This is a genomic window from Streptomyces sp. Pv4-95, from assembly GCF_045782725.1.
Lineage (GTDB): Bacteria > Actinomycetota > Actinomycetes > Streptomycetales > Streptomycetaceae > Streptomyces.
This window is the reverse complement of sequence record NZ_CP127172.1, coordinates 528205-546202: the sequence shown is the minus strand read 5'-3', so window position 1 is coordinate 546202 and position 17998 is coordinate 528205. Positions and strand designations below refer to the sequence as shown.

Below are 17998 nucleotides of genomic sequence, written 5' to 3'. Positions count from 1 at the left end.
CCGGCGCCCGGTCCGAGCAGCGCAAAGGGCCCGCAGCGTGTGCTGCGGGCCCTTATTGCGGGGGCTAGCGCCGGCCGAGCAGGCGCTTCAGCCATGACCACCGCCGAGCCCGCGCAGGCCGCGGCGGGACCGGCGCAGTTCGCACCGCCTCCTCCGGCGGAGCGAGCGGCGGCAGCTGATCGGGCGCGGACCGCGGTTCGGTGGAGGCGACGAACCGGGGCTCGAAGCGCACCGGCAGCTGCACGAGGTGCTGGGACATCAGCGTGCCCCGGCGCTCCAGCTCGAAGTCGTGCACGGTCAGCTCGATGTCGGGCAAGCGCGCCAACAGGGCCTCGATGCCGGTGTCGGCGATGGCCCGACCGATGTCCTGGCCCGGGCACTCGTGGGGGCCCGCGCTGAACGCCAGGTGCGAACGGTTGCCGTGGACCGGCGCGGACAGGTCGGGCCGGACCGCGGGGTCGACGTTGCCCGCGGCGAGGGACAGCAGGAGCATGTCACCACACTTGATCTCCTGGCCGCCCAGTTTGGTGTCCGCCGTGGCCCAGCGGCCCAGGACGGTGTTGATGGGCGTCTGGTCCCACAGCACCTGCTCCAGGGCCTCGGCCAGCGTCATGCGGCCACCCGAGAGGTTCGCGCGGAAGCGAGGATCGGTGAGGACCATGCGCAGGGTGTTCGCGATCAGGTTGGCGGTGGTTGCGTACGCCGCGACCAGGATCACGCGGACGTGCGCCAGAACCTCGACATCCGTCAGCTCGGCGGGGTGGTCCAGCAGCCAGGACGTGAGGTCGTATCCACGGCTGGCCTTCTTGCTCTCCACCAGCTGATACAGCGTCTTCGTGACGTACTCGTCGCTTTCGAGGGCGGTCTCCGTGCCCTCCAGCATGTCGGGCACTGCCCGTACGAGCCTGGGGCCGTGTTCCTCCGGAGCACCGATCAGCTGCGTCATGACCAGCATCGGCAGCTGACTGGAGAACTCCGCCACGAGATCGGCCTGGCCGTTGGAGGCGAAGTTGTCGATGAGCTGGTTGGCGAACCGGGTGACGTACCGGCGGATCCCGCGGCGGTCGAAGCGCTGCAGGGACTCCAGCACCGCGCCCCTCAGCCGTTCGAAGACCGGGCCGTCGTTGAAATTGATCACCGGCCACCAGGTCACCATCGGCGACAGTGCGTACTCCTCGGGGACCACCGTCCCGTTCTTCGCAGCACCCCATTCGCGGGGGTCACGGGAGAACCGGCCAGGGTTCCGGGCCACCTCCAGATTCTCCCGGTGGCCCAGGATGAGCCAGGCCGGCTGGTCGTCATGCACCAGCACCGGCGCCACCGTGCCGTGTTCGGCGCGCAGTTGCTCGTACAGGGCCATGGGGTCGTGCTCTGCGGCAGGGCCGTAGAGGCGCTGCGGCTGTGGTCCGTTCTGGCCGAGGCCGTGCGCCGGGCACCCGGGCGGTGGGAGAAGGGGAGGCGTGCTCATGAGGACTCCGTTACGACGAGCGAATGCAGGTAGTGCATGAGGGAAATCAGGACGTCACGGCTGGAGTCGCGATGCCGGGCATCGCATGTCATCAGGGGGACGTTCGAAGGGAGGTCGAGGGCGCTGCGGAGTTCCTGCAGCGAGTGCGGCGGAGCGCCCACGAAGGAGTTCACCGCGACGACGAAGGGCACGCCGCTCTCTTCCAGGCGGCCCATGACGTCGAAGCTGTCCTCCAGTCGCCGGGTGTCCACCAGTACCACCGCGCCGAGGGCACCTTCGAAGAGACCGTTCCACAGGAACCAGAACCGCTGCTGGCCGGGGGTGCCGAAAAGGTAGAGGACGAGTTCGTCGCTGATGCTGATCCGGCCGAAGTCCATGGCGACGGTGGTGGCCGTCTTGTGTTCCACACCGGCGCGGTCGTCGACCGCGGCGCCGGCCTGGGTCATGGTCTCTTCGGTGGTCAGCGGCCGGATCTCGCTCACCGATCCGACCATGGTCGTCTTGCCGACCCCGAATCCGCCCACGATCACGACCTTGACCGCCGCGGACGCCGTGTGGGGGAGCCGCTCCTCGTTGAGGGGCTCTGCCGGCTCAGAGCTTTTGAAGGCCATGGATCACCTTTTCGATGAGGGCAAGGTCGGGCAGATCCGCCGGCGGTACGGGCGGGCGCGTGAGCACCTGTTGCCCGTCCAGCAGGTCGCTGATCAGGACGGTGACGACACTCGCCGGCAGTCCTGTGTGGGCGGATATCTCGGCGACCGAGAGCGGGGCCTGGCACAGACTCAGGATCGCGGCATGCTCCGGCTGCATGCCGGCCGTGGCGACTGTCCTCGCCACGACGAGTGTGACCAGGTCGAGATCGTTGGCTGCGGAGGAACGGCCGCTGGTGATGACGTAGAGGCGCTCCGGCCCTTCCTCCGTGCCGTCCTGGTGGGAGTCGCTCACCTGGCCTGCCCGTCACTGCGGGGCGGGCTGGTGATGTGAGCTCCGAGTCGCGCGATCAGGTCCCGCATACGTTGGCCCATGAGGCCGGCGTCCACACCGTCGTCGGCCAGCACCGCGAGGTAGGCCCTCGGGCCGGCGGCCATCAGGTAGAAGAAGCCGCCCTCCATCTCGATGACCACCAGTTGCATTTTGCCCGCCTGGTGCGGGAGTTCGCTGCCGACCGCACTGGCGAGGCTCTGCAGACCCGAGCAGGACGCGGCCAGCCGCTCGGCCGACTCGATGGTCCCGCCGTGGTGCCCCATGCGCAGTCCGTCCGAGGACAGTACGAGGACCGTACGGGTCTGCGGCACGCTCTCCGCGAGGTCCTTGAGCATCCAGTCCAAGCTGGCCGTCTGCTGACTCACAGTTCTCCTCTCGGCGCGGCGGCGTCGTCGCCACCACTGCTGCCCTCCGCCGACAGTCCGGTCTTGAACGCGGTCAGCCACTCTCCCGGCGCCCGCTGCGGTCCCTCCGCCGACCGGGTGTTGCCCGCGGGCGCCTGTGCCTCCGCCACCCGCTCCCTGCGTCGCCGCTGGGGGAGACCGTTCGCTGTCCGCTCGACCACGGGCGGCGCATCGTCGGCTCGCCTGACCGCCTGTGGCTTCGGCGTGGGGCGAGGCGACGCCGCCTGGCCCGGTTGACTCGCTGCCCGCGGACCGGAGAACGTCCCGATACCGTGCGCGACTCCGGAGGCCTCGGCCGCGCTGGTGATCAACTGTTGAGGAACCACCAGCACCACCCGCACGCCGCCGTAGGCGGAGTTGCGGAGCGATACCTGCAGACCGAACGCCTGGGTGAGGCGCCCCACCACCGCGAGGCCGAGCCGCGGGGTCTCTCCCAGGTCACCCAGGTCGATACCCTGCTGCGCCTGTTCAAGGCGCCGTTCGGCCAGGTGCCGGGCCTGCTCGCTCATGCCCACACCGCCGTCCTCGATCTCCACCGCGACCCCGGACTGTACCTCCGCGGCCGTGAGATGGACCTTCGTGTGGGGCGGGGAATAGCGCGTCGCGTTGTCGAGCAATTCTGCCAGTACGTGGATGAGCGGCTCGACGGCAGGCCCCACGACGGCGCACTCCGTGCTGGTGCTCAGCTCGACCCGCTCGTAGCCCACGATCCGCGACATCGCGCCGCGGAGCACGCTGTACAGCGGCACCGGCCGGTTCCACTGACGGCCGGAGCGGGCGCCGCCGAGGACGGCGATGGAGTCGGCGAGCCGGCCGGTGAGCGCGGTGTTGTGGTCGATCCGCAGGAGGTCGCCGAAGACGGCGGGGTCCTTGCCGTGCCGGTCTTCCATCTCGCGCAGTTCACGCGCCTGTTGATGGACGATCGCCTGCATACGCCTGGCCAGGTTCACCAGGGCCCGCTGAGCGGAGTCCCGCAGTCCTTCCTCGGCGGCCACAGCATCGATAACGGTGCGCAGCACCGCCCAGTGGGCCTGCTGGAATTCGGGCGCCAGGCCCCTGTAGGAGCCCGCCCAGCGTGTCGTCAACCAGTTGAGAACCTCCTCCGGGGCCTCGTCCAGGCGCAGACGCGTCAGCATCTCCGGCACCAGGCTGTCGGCCAGCCGCGCGGTTGCTTCCTGCTGCCGCACCGACGCAGTTGCCTGCATCCGGCTGTCCGCCTCCAGTTGCGCGACCTGCCGGCTCCGGCGGACGGCCACGCCGGCGGCGCCGGCCACCGCTCCCACAGCCGTCACGCCGATCCAGACAGCCGCGGCGAACACAGGAGGTTCGATCAGGCTCGCCACCGTCACGGCAGCAACCACCGGTATGAGCCACGCATACACCGCCACGGCCGGCAATCTTGACGGCGACTTCTCCTGGACCATGAGCACCCTCAACCTATGGGAATAGACGATCGTCCGAAGACCTGCGGGAGCGTATAGGCATATGCACAGCGAAAGTGGCGTAGCGTCAGGTGGACCACCGGGATGGGCGTAGCTTTCTCATAGGGGTGGCGATCCTCCTCTCGAAGGGCCATACTGCGCGCCGCGACGTGAGGAACGGACGGGACCTTCCCGCCTGCAACCGGCCACCTGCCGCACGGGCCTCGACGTGGGACATATGAGGCAGCGCGGCTTCAATTCGCCCTCTGAGCAGGGAGAATCGCGAGTAAGACAGTACCTGGGCCGACGAGGCGGAGTTGAGGCGGTACTGCCTTGCCGCGATCTTTCGGTCACCCTCCCGGCGTAGGAGCTCGCTCGCTCCGGCGGCGCGCCGACTTTCCGGAGTGGCACCCCTTCGACGTCGCGGACGCAGTCGGTCCGACGCCACGTCCGGCGGGGTCTTCTCGGCTCGCCACACCCGCGCGCGAACTGCCGTGAAGAGATGGGCTGTTCGATACCACGCACGGCGATCGGGTGGCCGAATTCGGTCGCGCGCAAGGCGTTGACGCTCATGTCGTCCGTTCCTAGGGTGCTGTTCGAAGTTCTGATCGGCCTCCGATATTTCGAACAATCCCTTAGAGGATGTGCGTATGGCCCGCAGACGATGGCGGCTCGGACTTGCCTTGGGAGCCCTGCTCGCCGGAACGCTCGCCGCAGGACCCGGCGTGGCGGCCGAGCCCACCGACTACACGATCGCCGTCGACTCCGCCCGTACCGGCGCCGCGATCGACGAGACGATGTACGGCGTCTTCTACGAGGACATCAACCGCGCCGCCGACGGCGGGCTTTACGCGGAGCTCGTACAGAACCGGTCCTTCGAGTACCGGGCCGCGGACAACAGCGCCTACACGCCCCTGTCCTCGTGGACCGTCTCCGGCAGTGCGAAAGCCGTGGACGACGACGGCCGGCTCAATTCGCGCAACCGCACCTACCTGTCGATCGGCGGCGGATCATCCGTCACGAACTCCGGTTACCACGCGGGTATCGCGGTGGAGAAGGGAAAGCAGTACGACTTCTCCTTCTGGGCACGCACCGAGGGAACGACGTCCCTGACTGCCGGCATGCGCGATTCCCGAGGCGAACTCGCTGCCGCCCGCCGCGTCGTCGCACGCGGTGGCTGGGCCAAGTACACGGCGACGTTCACCGCACGCCGAACCTCCACCACCGGCCGGCTCACCGTAGCCGTGGACCGGTCGGCCGCACTCGACATGATTTCCCTCTTTCCCCGAGACACCTACAAGGGCCGCAAGAACGGCCTGCGCAAGGCCCTCGCGGAGAACGTCGAAGCCCTCGACCCCGGTTTTCTGCGCTTCCCCGGCGGCTGCCTGGTCAACACCGGCAGCCATGAGGCGTACGACGAGAATTCCGGCTGGCAGCGCAAGCGCTCCTACCAGTGGAAGGACACCGTCGGCCCGGTCGAGGAACGTGCGACCAACGCCAATTTCTGGGGCTACAACCAGAGTTACGGGCTCGGGTACTACGAGTACTTCCAGTTCGCCGAGGACACCGGTGCGATGCCGCTGCCCGTCGTCCCCGCGCTCGTCACCGGCTGCGGCCAGAACACGGTCACCGAGGACGACGCGCTGCTGGAGCGGCACATCCAGGACACCCTCGACCTCATCGAATTCGCCAACGGACCCGTGACGAGCGAGTGGGGCGGGAAGCGGGCGGCGATGGGGCATCCCGAACCCTTCCACCTCACGCACATCGAGGTCGGCAACGAGGAGAACCTGCCGACCGAGTTCATCGCCCGCTTCAAGCAGTTCCGGACCGCCGTCCAGTCCAAGTACCCGCACATCAAGGTTATTTCGAACTCCGGACCCGATGACGCGGGGACCGTCTTCGACGCCGCGTGGAGGCTCAACAGGGAAGCGGACGTCGACATGGTCGACGAGCACTACTACAACAGCCCGCAGTGGTTCCTGGAGAACAACGACCGCTACGACACTTACGACCGCAGCGGCCCGAAGGTCTTCCTCGGTGAATACGCCTCACAGGGCAACAAGTTCTCCAACGCCCTCGCGGAAGCGGCGTTCATGACCGGCCTTGAACGCAATGCCGACATCGTGAAACTCGTCTCGTACGCCCCGCTGCTCGCCAAAAAGGACGACGTCCAGTGGCAGCCCGACATGATCTGGTTCGACAACGCCAGGTCCTGGGGATCGGCCAACTATGAGACGCAGAAGCTGTTCATGACCAACGTCGGTGACGAGGTCGTTCCTTCCACCTCCTCGACGACCCCTGCCGTCTCCGGACCGATTACCGGCGCCGTCGGCCTGTCCACCTGGGCGACCAGCGCCGCCTACGACGATGTCCAGGTCACCGCCGCCGACGGCACGTCCCTCCTGGCCGACGACTTCTCGTCCGGTGACGGTCGGTGGACCGAGGCCACGGACGCCGGCTCGTGGGCCGTGCGGGACGGGGCGTACGTCCAGTCCGACGAGGCCGCCGAGAACACCCTGGTCACCGCCGGCGACAAGGGCTGGCAGAACTATGACCTGAGGGTGAAAGCCACCAAGAGGTCCGGAAAGGAAGGCTTCCTCATCGCCTTCGGCGTCAAGGACACCGGCAACCACTACTGGTGGAATCTGGGCGGCTGGAACAACACTCGGTCGGGCGTGGAGAAGACCGTCGACGGTGAGAAGCAGACCGTGGTCCAGGACGGGACGACCGTCGAGACGGGCCGCACCTATGACCTCCGCGTCGAGGTGCGCGGTCGCCAGGTGACGCTCTACCTGGACGGAAGGAAGTGGGGCGCCTTCACCGACGACAAGGTGGCCGAGCCCTTCCGGCAGGTCGTCACCCGCGACAAGGCAACCGGCGACCTCATCCTCAAGGTCGTCAACGACCAACCGACGACGGCCCGTACGAGGATCGACCTCGGGGACCGGGTGAAGGTGACACCCACCGCGCGGGTGACCACGCTCGCGGCCGACCCGGCCGCGGAGAACACGGCGGACACCCAGCCGGTCAAACCGGCGACGTCGACCTTCGACGGAGTCACCAACACCTTCTCGTACGGCTTCCCCGCGCACTCGGTGACCTTCATGCGCATCAGGACCGAGTGAGGGAGGCAGCGGTCGGCAGCCTCTTCGTACCGAGTGGCGAACGCAGCCGTGCCGCTCCCGGCGCCGATGCCCGAGGCAGGCCCGCGCCTCGGCCGGGGGCAGGACGTAGGGCCCCCACGCCTACCGGTGTTTCTCTCGATGGGCCGGCTTCTCCGCCTCGGCACGATCCTGCTGAGCCCGCCGGCGCGCTGCGTGTTCGGCCTTGCCCGCCTCGCGTGCACGGGCGCGGGCCGCTTCGAGACGGTCTTCCGCATCGCGTCGTCGGTGCTTCGCTTCTTCGAGCTGAGCGGTCAGGGCGGCCACCTGCTCCTGGCACTCGTCGCGTTCGGTTTCCGCGGCTCGCTCGGACGCTTCGGCCTCGCGCAGATCGGCACTGCGTGCCTGCGCGGCGGACTCGCTCTCGTCCGCCGCTGCGCGCGCTGCCTCCAACGCTCGGCCCCGAGTGCTCCCGGCGGCGTCTTCGGCCTGGTGAGCGGGGGTTCGGGTGGGTGGTGGTGGAGCGCCGGACTTCCTGCTGACCGTGGGGGACGCGGGGAAGTCGGTCGGTGGGTGAGTGCTTTGGTCAACCGTCCGGTGGCGAGCCGGCTGGCGGCATCGGCATCAGCCACGGCGGCGTGGAGGGTGGCCTCCACCTCCCAGAGCACGCTGTCGCTGATGCTCTGTCCGGCCTCTCGGGCGAGTTCTTGTGCCTGCCGGGCCATCGAGGCGGTCACCAGGTGCTGCTGTCGCCCCAGCTGCCGCAGCTGCTCGGTGTCCAGGGTCTGGTGGGCCTCGCGCAGTTGTTTCCCCAGATCCAGCAGCCCGTGCACCTCGTCCGGCTGCCGATGGACGAGCAGGTTGGCGGCCCAGGCGGCACGGGACGGTCGTCGCAAGTGGCGGATCCGGGCGGTCAGGCCCCGGTCGCCGGCCTCTCGGGCCCGGGCGGCGTAGGCGTCGCGGGCGGCGGTGAACTCGGCAGGGTGCAGGGTGTACAGCTCTTCGGCGACGGACTCGAACTCCACGGCGGCTCCTTACGGCACGACGAACCCCTTCCCCGATCGCCGAGGAGCCCCTCGGTGGCAGCTGCATCCGGGTGAAAACGGCCGGAAGGACGAGTGCACGCTCTCCACCAGCAGTTGGCCCTCCCCACCAGCAGACGAAGGCGGGCGAGCTCTCCGAGGGGGAGGCGCCCGCACCGGCTGAAAGCCCCGGCCACGGCAGAACCGTTCGGGTCTACCTGGACGGCTCGTTCATGTCGCGCTCCGCAGGGGTTAGACGTGGAGTAGAAGCGCGCGCCCACGACCTGGACCGTTGCCGGGTGGCGGACGCGGAGCAAACCGTCGATGGCGACAGCACCATGACCGAAGGAGCTGACATGCCCGCAGGGTCGAGCAAGAAGCGTGAGCGACAGTACGAGCGCATCAAGGAGAACGCCGAGCAGCACGGCGTCTCCGAGCGGCGCGCGAAGGAGATCGCCGCGCGCACCGTCAACAAGGAACGCGCCCGCACGGGCGAGTCGAAGCAGGCGAGCAAGGCGTCCCTTCGCGACCCGAAGTCCGCCTCGCAGCGCGGTGGCGAACGCTCACACAAGGGGCCGCAGGGCCCCACCAAGGACCAGCTGTACGAAGAGGCCAAGAAGAAGCACATCGACGGCCGCTCGTCCATGAACAAGGAAGAGCTGCGCAAGGCCCTCGGCCGCTGACCTGCTGAGACCATCCGCGACGGCGCTGGGGAAGAGCAGCATCGCGACCTGTTCTCCGGCGCCGCCACCGGCACGCGAGGAACCGCCGGTCCCGTGCGCGCGACGGCCGCCGTCCGGTGCGTGTGTGAGGCACACGCCCGGGGTCAGGACGTCGCGGTGGTGCCCGCAGGATCCTCGCGGGAGCGTCGCGGCTCGGCGGACGGGCCGGTGGGCAACAGCTCGGTGGTGATGAACGCGGCCACGGCCGCCAGGATCACGACGGGGATCGTCTCGGCGTTCCCGAGGACCAGCACCACCAGGGCCACGCTGCTGACCGGCAGCCGCAGGGCCGCGGCGGCGGCCGCGGCCATGCCCGTGGCCGCGGCGGGGACGACCCCGAGCCCGGGCAGCGGCGAGCACAGCACACCGGCCGCCGCGCCCAGGAACAGGGCAGGGAAGACAAGTCCGCCTCGCAGGGTTCCCAGACAAAGGGCGTAGGCGACGGCCTTGAACAGCAGGACCGCCAGCAGCGCGCCCACACTCCACGCATGGGGGTGGGCGGCCAGTTCCGCCAGCGTCCCCTGGCCGGACGAGGCGACGTCCTCAGGAGTGCGGCCGGTGATGACCGCGTACAGGGCTGCGCAGCCCCCGGCGGCGATCGCGCAGATCACCGTCCGCGGGAGCGGGGCTGCCGCGACGAACGCGGCGGCCAGCCGACCACCGATGATCACGAGGTGCACCAGTACGCCGATGACAACGGCCAACAGGACGGACCACACCACGTCCCCGGTGTCCAGACTCGCGGGAGGGGCGGGGAAGTGGACGGCGAGGCTGCCGGTCTCCAGACCGGTCCAGCGTCCGAAGCCGGTGAACACCAGCCCTCCCACGCCGCTGGACAGCAGGGAAGGGAGCATGACCGCGAAGAGCTGGGGGCCGCCCACGCCCGCCACCTCGATCAGGAGTACCGCGGCGATGAGCGGGTTGCCGAAGATGGCGGCGATCGCCGCGGAGGCGCCGGCCGCGCCCAGCAGGGCGGTGCTCCGAGGGGTGGCGGGGGCGCGGACGAGATCTCGGAACAGCAGGGCCAGGCCGCCACCGAGCGCGATCAGCGGGGCCTCGGGGCCCAGGGCCGCACCGAGTGGCAGGCTCGCGATCGCGGCGATGATCACTCCCGGCAGGGCAGCCGAGGAAGCACCGCCGGCGTGCAGGCCGGTTGCGGGAATGTGCCCGCCCGCGCCCGGCAGATGGGTCACCACCAGACCTACGACCACGCCGGCAAGGGCGAGCAGCGGCAGCGGCCACCACGCCGGCGGGGTGACCCAGCCCAGCGCTTCGGGCAGGTCCGCCCACATGACGTGTTCGAGTTCGTGCAGGCCGACCAGGAACCAGAAGGCCGCCAGGGAGATCGGTACACCGATCAGGCCGCTGAACACGAGGGCCTTGCGATACCCGGGGGTGCGCAGCAGGTCCCGCAACCGGTCCGCTTCCGAGGGCTGTTCGGCCGTTTCCGACCGGGCTCTCCGCTCCGTCATGGGATCAGCCCTTCGAGACCGGGGACGAAAGAGTCGTGCGTGACGCTGCTCCGGTGCTGAGGTCGGCCGACAGGAACGGGGACATTGGCGGTGGTCAGGACCTCAAGAGCGCGCGGACGCAGGCGGTGTGGACGCCGCCGCCTGCCCGGGATGCTGCCTGTACGCGCACTCATGACGGCCGTGGTCCTCCTTCGGTGCCGCTCCGGCCGTCCGGTGCCGTACGCCGGCGTCGTCGAGGACGCGCGAGCGGTCATGGGGCCGGGACCGCGGCCACGATCCGCAGCACCTGCGATCAGATACCGGCAGATGACCAGTGAAGCCGGCACGCCGGACGGCCGGCACGCCGGGCGAGGCCGCCAGTTGACCGCTTCTCGGATGCGCGCACCGAGCCGCAGGACCGGCCGACGCGGCGACTGTATGCACGCATCCGGGCCCCGTGGCACAGGCGCGCCGAACCGTGACCGCCACACGCGGCAGCCCGTGGAAGACGGCCGTAGCCGGTGCGGCGGGGGTGCAGATCATCAGCCACTGCGACGCCTGCGGGAATGATTGAGGCGACACGCGCGTACGGCGAATGAACTCAGGCCGTGGCGGAATACCGCACGCTGGCACGATCGCGCTCGGTCCGCGCCGGCGCGGACCGCCGGCCCCCGGCCGCCGGGTGAGGGTTAGGGACCTGGAGCTGCTGGATGGACGGAACGCTCTCGCTGGTACTGCTGCTGTTGTTCCTGTGGGGGCTGTTCTCGCAGCGGGTGGAACGGGTCGAGCTGACAGCTCCGGCGGCGTTCGTACTGGTGGGGTTGGTGCTGGCGACATGTCTGGGATCGATGGACCTGGACCCGCCGCCGGGGACGGTGAAGAGTCTTGCGGAGATCTGTCTGACCTGGATCCTGTTCACCGACGCGGCCCGGCTGTCATTCCGGGTCCTGCGGCCGGATCTCGGCCTCTACCTGAGGCTTCTGCTGATCGGGCTGCCCTTGTGCATCGCGCTCGGGGCGCTCTTGGCACTCGGTCTCCTTCCGGGCGTCGGCGCCTGGGCAGCCGTGTTCGTGGGGGCCGCTCTCGCCCCCACCGACGCGGCGCTCGGGGCCTCGATGATGTCCAACCCCGTCGTGCCCGAACGCGTCCGGCGCCTGATCAATGTCGAGAGCGGCCTCAACGACGGCATCGCCACCCCCGTCGTGGCGGTCGCGCTGACCGGGGCCGCAGCGGCTGCCGGTGCAGGTCCGGACGCCACCGGCAAGGAACTCGTGGAACTCGCCATCGGTCTCGCCTACGGCGCGGCGCTCGGTCTGGCCGGAGGGGGGCTGCTGCGGTGGGCGCTGCGCAAGGGCTGGGCAGGCGAGGATTTCGCGGGCCCGGCCGTGCTGGCCCTCGCCCTGCTGTCCTATCTGTCCGCCGTTGCCATCGGTGGCAACGGGTTCGTCGCCGCGTTCGTGGCCGGACTGGCCTTCGGCACCTCCTACGGTGGTGCGCCGCCCTGGCAACTGCGGTTCACCGAGCAGTCGGCATCGGTGCTCTCCTTGCTGGTGTGGCTGCTGTTCGGGGCGGTCCTGGTCCCGGCCGCTTTCCCGCACATGACGTGGCAGGTGGGCCTCTACGCGTTGCTGAGCCTGACGGTGGTTCGGATGGTCCCTGTGGCGCTGTCACTGCTCGGCAGCGGAATGGACCGTGCCACCGTCGTCTTCGTCGGCTGGTTCGGCCCCCGGGGGCTGGCCTCCATCATCTTCGGTCTGCTCGCCGTCGAGGACCTCGCCCCCGCTGTCACAGAGCAGGTCGTTCCCGTACTCGTCTGCACGGTGTTGCTCAGTGTCCTGGCGCATGGCCTCAGCGCGGGGCCACTCGCGCGGCGTTACGGTGCTGCCGCGGCCTCAGGCGGCACCGACCGGCAAGGCCCGTCGTCGCACGAGGTCCCGGTCCGGCGGCTCGCGGGCAGCGCGAACCGCGGAAGCGGGGCCGGTCGTGCTCGCCGACTGCGGCGGCCCGGCCGACGACCGTGAAGGAGGGCCTGCCCGGCCTCCTTTGGATTTCCGGGAGCACGCCTGTGGTCCTGCGGCCCCTCGACTTCCACCCCTCGCTGCGTTCCGAGCTCCCTGTTACGGCCTCGGCTGTACCGAGGCCGGGGCGGCGTCGGGTTGTAGGAAACGGTGGAGGATCAGTCGCAGAGTGGGGAGTTGCTCCGCCGGGTTGAACGACGGTTCGGTGGCGGCGCTGGTGTAGAGCGCGGCGATGAGCGCCATGACCCAGGCCGCGGCGTCGTTGGGGTTCAAAGCGGCGTCGATGTCACCTTTCGCGGCTGCATTGTGCAGCAGCACGGTGATGGTGGACCGTTCCTCGTCGTTGTCCCGGCTCAGCAGCGCTTCGAGTTCGGGGTCACGGTGGGCCTGGATCATCGCCTCCATGACGAGGGCCGGGACCAGTGGCTGCGTTGCGGGGGCCGCGAGGAGGTCGACGGTGTCGAAGAGGGCGGTCCAAGGGTCGTCAGCGGCGCGGGCGGCGGCGAGGCGCTCGGACTTGGTGGTGCCGTCGTCGTGGTCGTCGTCCTCGAAGACGGCGTGGAAAATCGCGCGCTTGTTGGGGAAGTAGTGGAACAGATTGCCCGCGCTCATGCCGGCGGCCTTGCAGATCTCTGCTGTGGTGGTGCGCTCGAAGCCCTTGGCGGCGAAGAGCTCGGCTGCGGCGTGGATGATGTGCCGGCGCCGTGCTCGGTGCTTGGCCGGGTCGACGGTTCTCATCGCGGGCTCTTCCTGGTCGTCTCTCGGCTCATTCCTCAATAATAGATTGAGCGCTCGGTTTATGATGCGGGCGACGGACAGCGAGGGGGACACATGGACATGGGCAAGATTCCCGAACGGGACCCGAAGGCGGCTCAACGCACCGTGCTCGGCCGGTCGGCGTGGGGCACCGCCGGCGTCTACGTCGTCCTGGTCCTGGCAGGGGCGGTCGCCGGCCGGCTCGTCGGCCTTCTTGCCGACTGGCTGGTGACGCTGCCCTGGGCGCCTCTGCAAGGCCCTGCCCGGCTCCTTGCGTCGATCCCCGGCCCGGTGCTGCCCGTTGTGGGCTCGGTGGCGGGTCTGGTGGTCGGGCTCATCGCGCAACACGAGGAGCTGGTCGTTCGCCTGTCGGACGAGTCGGTTGTGCTCGGCCGCAAGGGCCGGGACCAGGAACTGCCGCATGATGCCGTCGCCACGGTGTGCCGGGACGGCAAGTATCTCGTCCTGCTCGGCCACGACGGCGGGGAACTCAGCCGGGAGCTGTGCGAGCTGGACGCCGGCCGGGTTGCCGAGGCGTTCACCGGGCACGGCTACGCATGGGCGGACGCCGATCCGCACAAGAGCGAGTTCCGCCGCTGGGTCCCGGACACCCCCGAACTGCCGCAAGCCGCGAACGCCTTCCTCCACGCCCGCCAAGGGGCCCTGGAGAAGAAAGGGCCGTCCGACGGCGACGTACGCGAGCTCCGCGAAGAACTGGCCCGTCTCGGTGTCGTCGTACGGGACGAGAAGCGACGTCAGTACTGGCGGACGTTCGGTCGGTCGGGCCCGGCCGCGGAATGAGGCACTGGGCTCTGCCGTCCGGCATCGGAACCCATGCGGGTCCAGGTCCCGACGGCCTGGGGTTCCCTTGAGAGGGCGTGGGCAGCCGCCGTTCAGCAGAAGTCACGCGAGCTGGGCCGCTTCATGGCGGCCTGAGCCCATCTGCCGACACCCGCGGGCGGAAACCATCAGAAGGCGGGAGTTCAAGCCGCCGGGGTGAGGAACCGGTGGGCACCGCGCAGCGTGGTGCGCAGTTTGCGCTGGGTTGCGCGGCTGTCGAGGCGTACGTCGAGGGCGCCGGGAATCGCACTGTCCGCTCGCAGACCCGTGGGCAGTCGGGAGTCGTCGAGTCCGTCGCGCCTGGCGATGAGGACGCCGAGTTCGTGACGGCTCAGGGCTTCGCTTCCGCCGAGATGATGGATGCCGCTCGTATCTCCCGACGCGAGTTCCAGCAGCGCTGCGGCCAAGTCGGCGACATGCACCGGGCAACGGATGTCGTCCGTGAACAGGGCCCCGGCGCGGGCCCCGGCGGCAAGCTCGTGCACCGCACGTTCGTGTACGGACTGCCCGTCGCCGATGATCAGCGAGGTGCGGGCGACCACGGCGTCCGGACGCACGAGAAGAACCCCGGTCTCCGCCGCGGCCTTCGCCGCCCCGTACGGGGTGACCGGATCGGGCGGGCAGGACTCGTCGTAGTGGACGCGGGCGCCGGAGAACACGGCGTCGCTGGAGACGTGGACCAGCCGGCTGCCGGACTTCGCCGCGGCCATCGCCAGACGGATCGGGCCCTCGGCCGTGACCGCCCAGTCGGCATTGCCGCTCGATGCGTTGATGACGACACGAGGGCAGACGTCGGCCACGACCGCTGCCACCCTTCCGGGGTCCCGCAGGTCGAGGGCGTGCCACGCGACCTCTCGAATGCTCCCGGGCCTGGTCGCGTAGGTCGCTGCCGTCGTGTGCCCGGCCGCTGACGCTTGCCGCGCCAGCTCGGTACCCAAGAACCCGGAACCACCAACGATCAGCACTCTCACCGTGCGAGACCCCGGACCGGGCCCAGAAGTGGCACCAGAGGAGGTGAGTCGGAGTCCGCTCTCGTCGATGGCGGCGTAGAAGGAAGCCGGCGCCCGGAGACCCGGAGAGCAACGGATGCGCCCCGGGCACGGGCCACACGGACCGTCCCCGGGGCGCATCCACGGGCATATGTGCAGATCAGGGCGCTGCGTCCAAGTCGACGTCCAGGTCGTCCGTCTCCGACCAGAAGCCTTCGTCGGCGTCCTGGAGCCGGGAGGCGGCGTGCTTCATATGACGGCGCACGGCAGTGCTGGCCGCTTGCGCGTCGCCGGACTCGATGGCCGCCAGGATCGCGTGGTGCTCCACCCTGACGGCCTCGATGAAGTCGTTCCGCCGGGCCTCGTTGGCCCGTGTGACGCGGATGCCGCTGCGCAGCACCTCACCGAGGTACCGCACGGTCGAGACCATCACGGCGTTCCCGGTCGACTCGGCGATCGACTGGTGGAACGCCAGATCCTCGTCCACACCGTCACCGCCGGCCGCGACCGCCTTGTCGATCGCGGCAAGGGACTGCCGCATCCGGGCGATGTCGTCCGCCGTGGCGCGGGTGGCCGCGAGCGAGGCGGCCTCGCCCTCCATGGCGCGACGGACCTCCACGATCTGCAGCACCTTGGACTTGGTGCCGGAGGCATCGGCTTCGAGGTCGAGCGGACGGGTGCGCCGGGGCATGACGAACACACCCCGGCCCTGGCGCGGTTCGACGAGGCCCGCGCTGCGCAGCCGCGACACGGCCTCGCGGATCACGGTGCGGCTGACGCCCAGCTGCTTGACCAACTCCACCTCGGTCGGCAGCTTGTCGCCCTCGGCCAGACGCCCGGACTCGATCTCCTCCGAGAGGATCGCGGCGACCCGGTCCGCGAGCCGTACGGGGCCACTCACCTTGGAGAACATGCTCGTCAGTCTATCCGTCAGGGCCTGGCCGCACCGGCCGTGGGCAGCTCACCGGCCGCGAGGGCCGCGGGGTGGTCCTCGGCGTACGCCCGTACGACCGACTCGAAGCTCTCGTCGGCTTCGAGCCCGAGCGCCGCGGCACGGCCGTTGTCGAAGACGGCGGGCCACGAGCCCACGATGGCTTCGACAGCGGGGTCCGGCGCGACCGTCACCAGGTCGGCTACGGCGTCCCCGGCCACCCGGCGCAGCGTGTCCAGCATCTCGGCGACCGTCACCGTCAGCGCCGGCAGGTTGACCGGGAGCCCGCCGTCGAGTTCGCCGGGGCCACTGCCCCGCTCGGCTTCGGCGATGCGGAGGATGCCCTCGACGGTGCGCCGCGGTGAGGCGAGCGCGACCTTCAGGTCGGGGCTGACCGGGCAGGTTGCCGGGAGCCCCGCGAGCGGCTCGCGGATGACGCCGGACAGGAAGCCGGAGGCGGCCGCGTTCGGCTTGCCCGGCCGCACCGAGACGGTCATCAGGCGCGCGACGCGTCCGTCGAGGAAGCCCCGGCGGGTGTACTCCGCGACCAGCTGCTCGCAGACGCGCTTCTGCGTCCCGTAGCTCGACTGCGGTGTGGGCAGGGTCGACTCGCCGACCACGGGGGGCAGCGGCAGCGCGGGGTCGGCGCCGTAGACCGCGACGCTGCTGGAGAACACCACCCGGGGCGTCGGGCCGCCGGCGGCCGACTGCGCGCGGGCGGCCTCCAGCAGCGCGCGGGTGGTGTCGAGATTGGCGCTCATACCGAGGTCGAAGTCCGCCTCGCACTCGGACGAGACCGCGGAGGCCAGGTGGATCACGACGTCCACCGGTCGGGCGAAGATCTCGTCGAGGCGCTCGCTCAGGTCGCCCTGCACGACGTCCACCATGGGGTACCCCCTGCTCGAAGAGCCTGGGGAAAGGTCGGCCGCCACCGGCGACCCGGCCGGGACGAACCGGTCGGCGAGCACCAGACGGTCGATGGATACACCGCCCAGGGTCCGCCGCCTGAGCAGAGCGTCGGCGACCTGCCGGCCCAGGAAGCCGAAGCCACCCGTGATGACGATCCTCATGCGTTCTCTCCTCGGTAGTTCGCGATCCAGCCGAGCCCCTCGCTCGTACCGGCGCGGGGGCGGTATTCGCAGCCGATCCAGCCGTCGAAGCCCAGCTCGTCGACGACGTCGAAGAGGTGCCGGATGTCGAGTTCGCCCCGATCGGGCTCATGACGGTCGGGCACCCCCGCGATCTGCAGATGGCCGACGCGGCCGGTCGGAAGGTCCCGGCGGAGCGTCGTGGTGAGGTCGCCCTCCACGATCTGGCAGTGGTACAGGTCCAGCTGCACCTTGAGATTCGGGGCGCCCACCTCCTGCACGACTGTGTGCGCCTCGGCCTGCCTGGGCAGGAAGTAGCCCGGCATGTCACGGCCGTTGATCGGCTCGATCAGGAGATCGACGTCCACGGCGGCGGCCCGCGCCGCGGCCCAGGCCAGGTTGGCCAGGTAGGTGTCGCGGTGGCCGGCGAGCTGCGCGGCCGTCGCGTCCGCAGGCACCAGACCGGCCATCACGTGCACCTGGCCGCAGCCGAGCTCCGCCGCGTACTCCAGTGCCCGGTCGATCCCGGCGCGGACCTCGGCCTCACGGCCGGGCAGCGAGGCGATGCCGCGCTCCCCGGAATCCCATGCGCCGGGCGGTGCGTTGAACAGCACCTGCCGCAGACCGTGGTCGTCGAGCCGACGGCGCAGCTCGCCGGCCTCGTGGTCGTACGGGAAGAGGTACTCGACGGCCTCGAAGCCGTCCGCCGACGCCGCGGCGAAGCGGTCGAGGAAGTCGTGCTCGGTGTACATCATGGACAGGTTCGCGGCGAACCTCGGCATGCTTGCTCCTGTATTCGA

Annotated in this window: 17 protein-coding genes; 4 read left to right on the top strand and 13 right to left on the bottom strand. The window is 70.0% G+C overall.

The annotated features are described in order from the left end of the window. Positions 1-64: 64 nt before the first annotated feature. Genes QOM21_RS02590 through QOM21_RS02570 form a run of 5 tightly spaced genes read right to left on the bottom strand, consistent with a single transcriptional unit; the run spans position 65 to position 4280 of the window. On the bottom strand, positions 65-1468 hold the full coding sequence (locus QOM21_RS02590; RefSeq protein ID WP_407547862.1) for a cytochrome P450: 1404 nt from the start codon (positions 1466-1468) through the stop codon (positions 65-67). After that, positions 1465-2079 (bottom strand): GTP-binding protein, encoded by a 615-nt coding sequence (locus tag QOM21_RS02585; RefSeq protein WP_407547861.1) that lies wholly within the window; start codon positions 2077-2079, stop codon positions 1465-1467. Before QOM21_RS02585 ends, QOM21_RS02590 begins: the two co-directional genes overlap by 4 nt. Continuing rightward, the gene (locus tag QOM21_RS02580; RefSeq protein ID WP_407547860.1) at positions 2060-2413 is read right to left on the bottom strand and encodes a DUF742 domain-containing protein; all 354 of its coding nucleotides are present in this window, start codon (positions 2411-2413) and stop codon (positions 2060-2062) included. Before QOM21_RS02580 ends, QOM21_RS02585 begins: the two co-directional genes overlap by 20 nt. Then, a complete protein-coding gene (locus QOM21_RS02575) occupies positions 2410-2796 on the bottom strand; it encodes a roadblock/LC7 domain-containing protein (RefSeq protein WP_393894107.1) in 387 nt (128 codons plus the stop codon). Before QOM21_RS02575 ends, QOM21_RS02580 begins: the two co-directional genes overlap by 4 nt. 17 nt (positions 2797-2813) lie before the next feature. After that, the gene (locus QOM21_RS02570) at positions 2814-4280 is read right to left on the bottom strand and encodes a sensor histidine kinase (protein WP_407547859.1); all 1467 of its coding nucleotides are present in this window, start codon (positions 4278-4280) and stop codon (positions 2814-2816) included. A 647-nt stretch (positions 4281-4927) separates the two neighbouring features. Here QOM21_RS02570 and QOM21_RS02565 point away from each other — a divergent pair. After that, the gene (locus QOM21_RS02565; RefSeq protein WP_407547858.1) at positions 4928-7405 is read left to right on the top strand and encodes an alpha-L-arabinofuranosidase C-terminal domain-containing protein; all 2478 of its coding nucleotides are present in this window, start codon (positions 4928-4930) and stop codon (positions 7403-7405) included. Positions 7406-7525: 120 nt separating this feature from the next. Here QOM21_RS02565 and QOM21_RS02560 read toward each other — a convergent pair whose 3' ends face one another. Next, complete coding sequence (locus QOM21_RS02560; RefSeq protein WP_407547857.1) at positions 7526-7708, bottom strand: hypothetical protein; 183 nt, start codon at positions 7706-7708, stop codon at positions 7526-7528. Then, positions 7696-8406 (bottom strand): hypothetical protein, encoded by a 711-nt coding sequence (locus QOM21_RS02555; RefSeq protein ID WP_407547856.1) that lies wholly within the window; start codon positions 8404-8406, stop codon positions 7696-7698. Before QOM21_RS02555 ends, QOM21_RS02560 begins: the two co-directional genes overlap by 13 nt. A 353-nt stretch (positions 8407-8759) precedes the next feature. Here QOM21_RS02555 and QOM21_RS02550 point away from each other — a divergent pair, with 353 nt between their 5' ends. Beyond that, complete coding sequence (locus tag QOM21_RS02550; protein WP_407547855.1) at positions 8760-9086, top strand: plasmid stabilization protein; 327 nt, start codon at positions 8760-8762, stop codon at positions 9084-9086. 143 nt (positions 9087-9229) lie between these two features. Here the strand turns inward: QOM21_RS02550 and QOM21_RS02545 are convergent, their stop codons facing one another. Next, positions 9230-10597 carry a chloride channel protein gene (locus QOM21_RS02545; protein ID WP_407547854.1) on the bottom strand — a complete coding sequence of 456 codons (1368 nt, stop codon included), beginning with the start codon at positions 10595-10597 and terminating at the stop codon, positions 9230-9232. 689 nt (positions 10598-11286) lie between these two features. On the opposite strand from QOM21_RS02545, the gene QOM21_RS02540 reads away from it, so the two are divergent. Beyond that, positions 11287-12597 (top strand): cation:proton antiporter, encoded by a 1311-nt coding sequence (locus tag QOM21_RS02540; protein ID WP_407547853.1) that lies wholly within the window; start codon positions 11287-11289, stop codon positions 12595-12597. Between the two features lie 96 nt (positions 12598-12693). Here QOM21_RS02540 and QOM21_RS02535 read toward each other — a convergent pair whose 3' ends face one another. Beyond that, the gene (locus QOM21_RS02535; protein WP_407547852.1) at positions 12694-13332 is read right to left on the bottom strand and encodes a TetR/AcrR family transcriptional regulator; all 639 of its coding nucleotides are present in this window, start codon (positions 13330-13332) and stop codon (positions 12694-12696) included. A gap of 93 nt (positions 13333-13425) precedes the next feature. Here QOM21_RS02535 and QOM21_RS02530 point away from each other — a divergent pair, with 93 nt between their 5' ends. Beyond that, positions 13426-14151, top strand: a complete 726-nt coding sequence (locus QOM21_RS02530) for a hypothetical protein (protein ID WP_407547851.1) — start codon at positions 13426-13428, stop codon at positions 14149-14151. Positions 14152-14333: 182 nt separating this feature from the next. On the opposite strand, the gene QOM21_RS02525 is transcribed toward QOM21_RS02530, so the two are convergent. The 4 genes from QOM21_RS02525 to otnI form a co-directional block, all read right to left on the bottom strand. Continuing rightward, positions 14334-15161: an SDR family oxidoreductase gene (locus tag QOM21_RS02525; protein WP_407547850.1), complete on the bottom strand. Its 828-nt coding sequence runs from the start codon at positions 15159-15161 to the stop codon at positions 14334-14336. 178 nt (positions 15162-15339) lie between these two features. Beyond that, on the bottom strand, positions 15340-16092 hold the full coding sequence (locus QOM21_RS02520; RefSeq protein ID WP_407547849.1) for a FadR/GntR family transcriptional regulator: 753 nt from the start codon (positions 16090-16092) through the stop codon (positions 15340-15342). Between the two features lie 17 nt (positions 16093-16109). Next, positions 16110-17180 carry a D-erythronate dehydrogenase gene (gene denD / locus QOM21_RS02515; RefSeq protein ID WP_407547848.1) on the bottom strand — a complete coding sequence of 357 codons (1071 nt, stop codon included), beginning with the start codon at positions 17178-17180 and terminating at the stop codon, positions 16110-16112. Beyond that, positions 17177-17980, bottom strand: a complete 804-nt coding sequence (gene otnI, locus QOM21_RS02510) for a 2-oxo-tetronate isomerase (RefSeq protein WP_407547847.1) — start codon at positions 17978-17980, stop codon at positions 17177-17179. The genes denD and otnI overlap by 4 nt, the downstream gene beginning before the upstream one ends. Positions 17981-17998 lie beyond the last annotated feature (18 nt).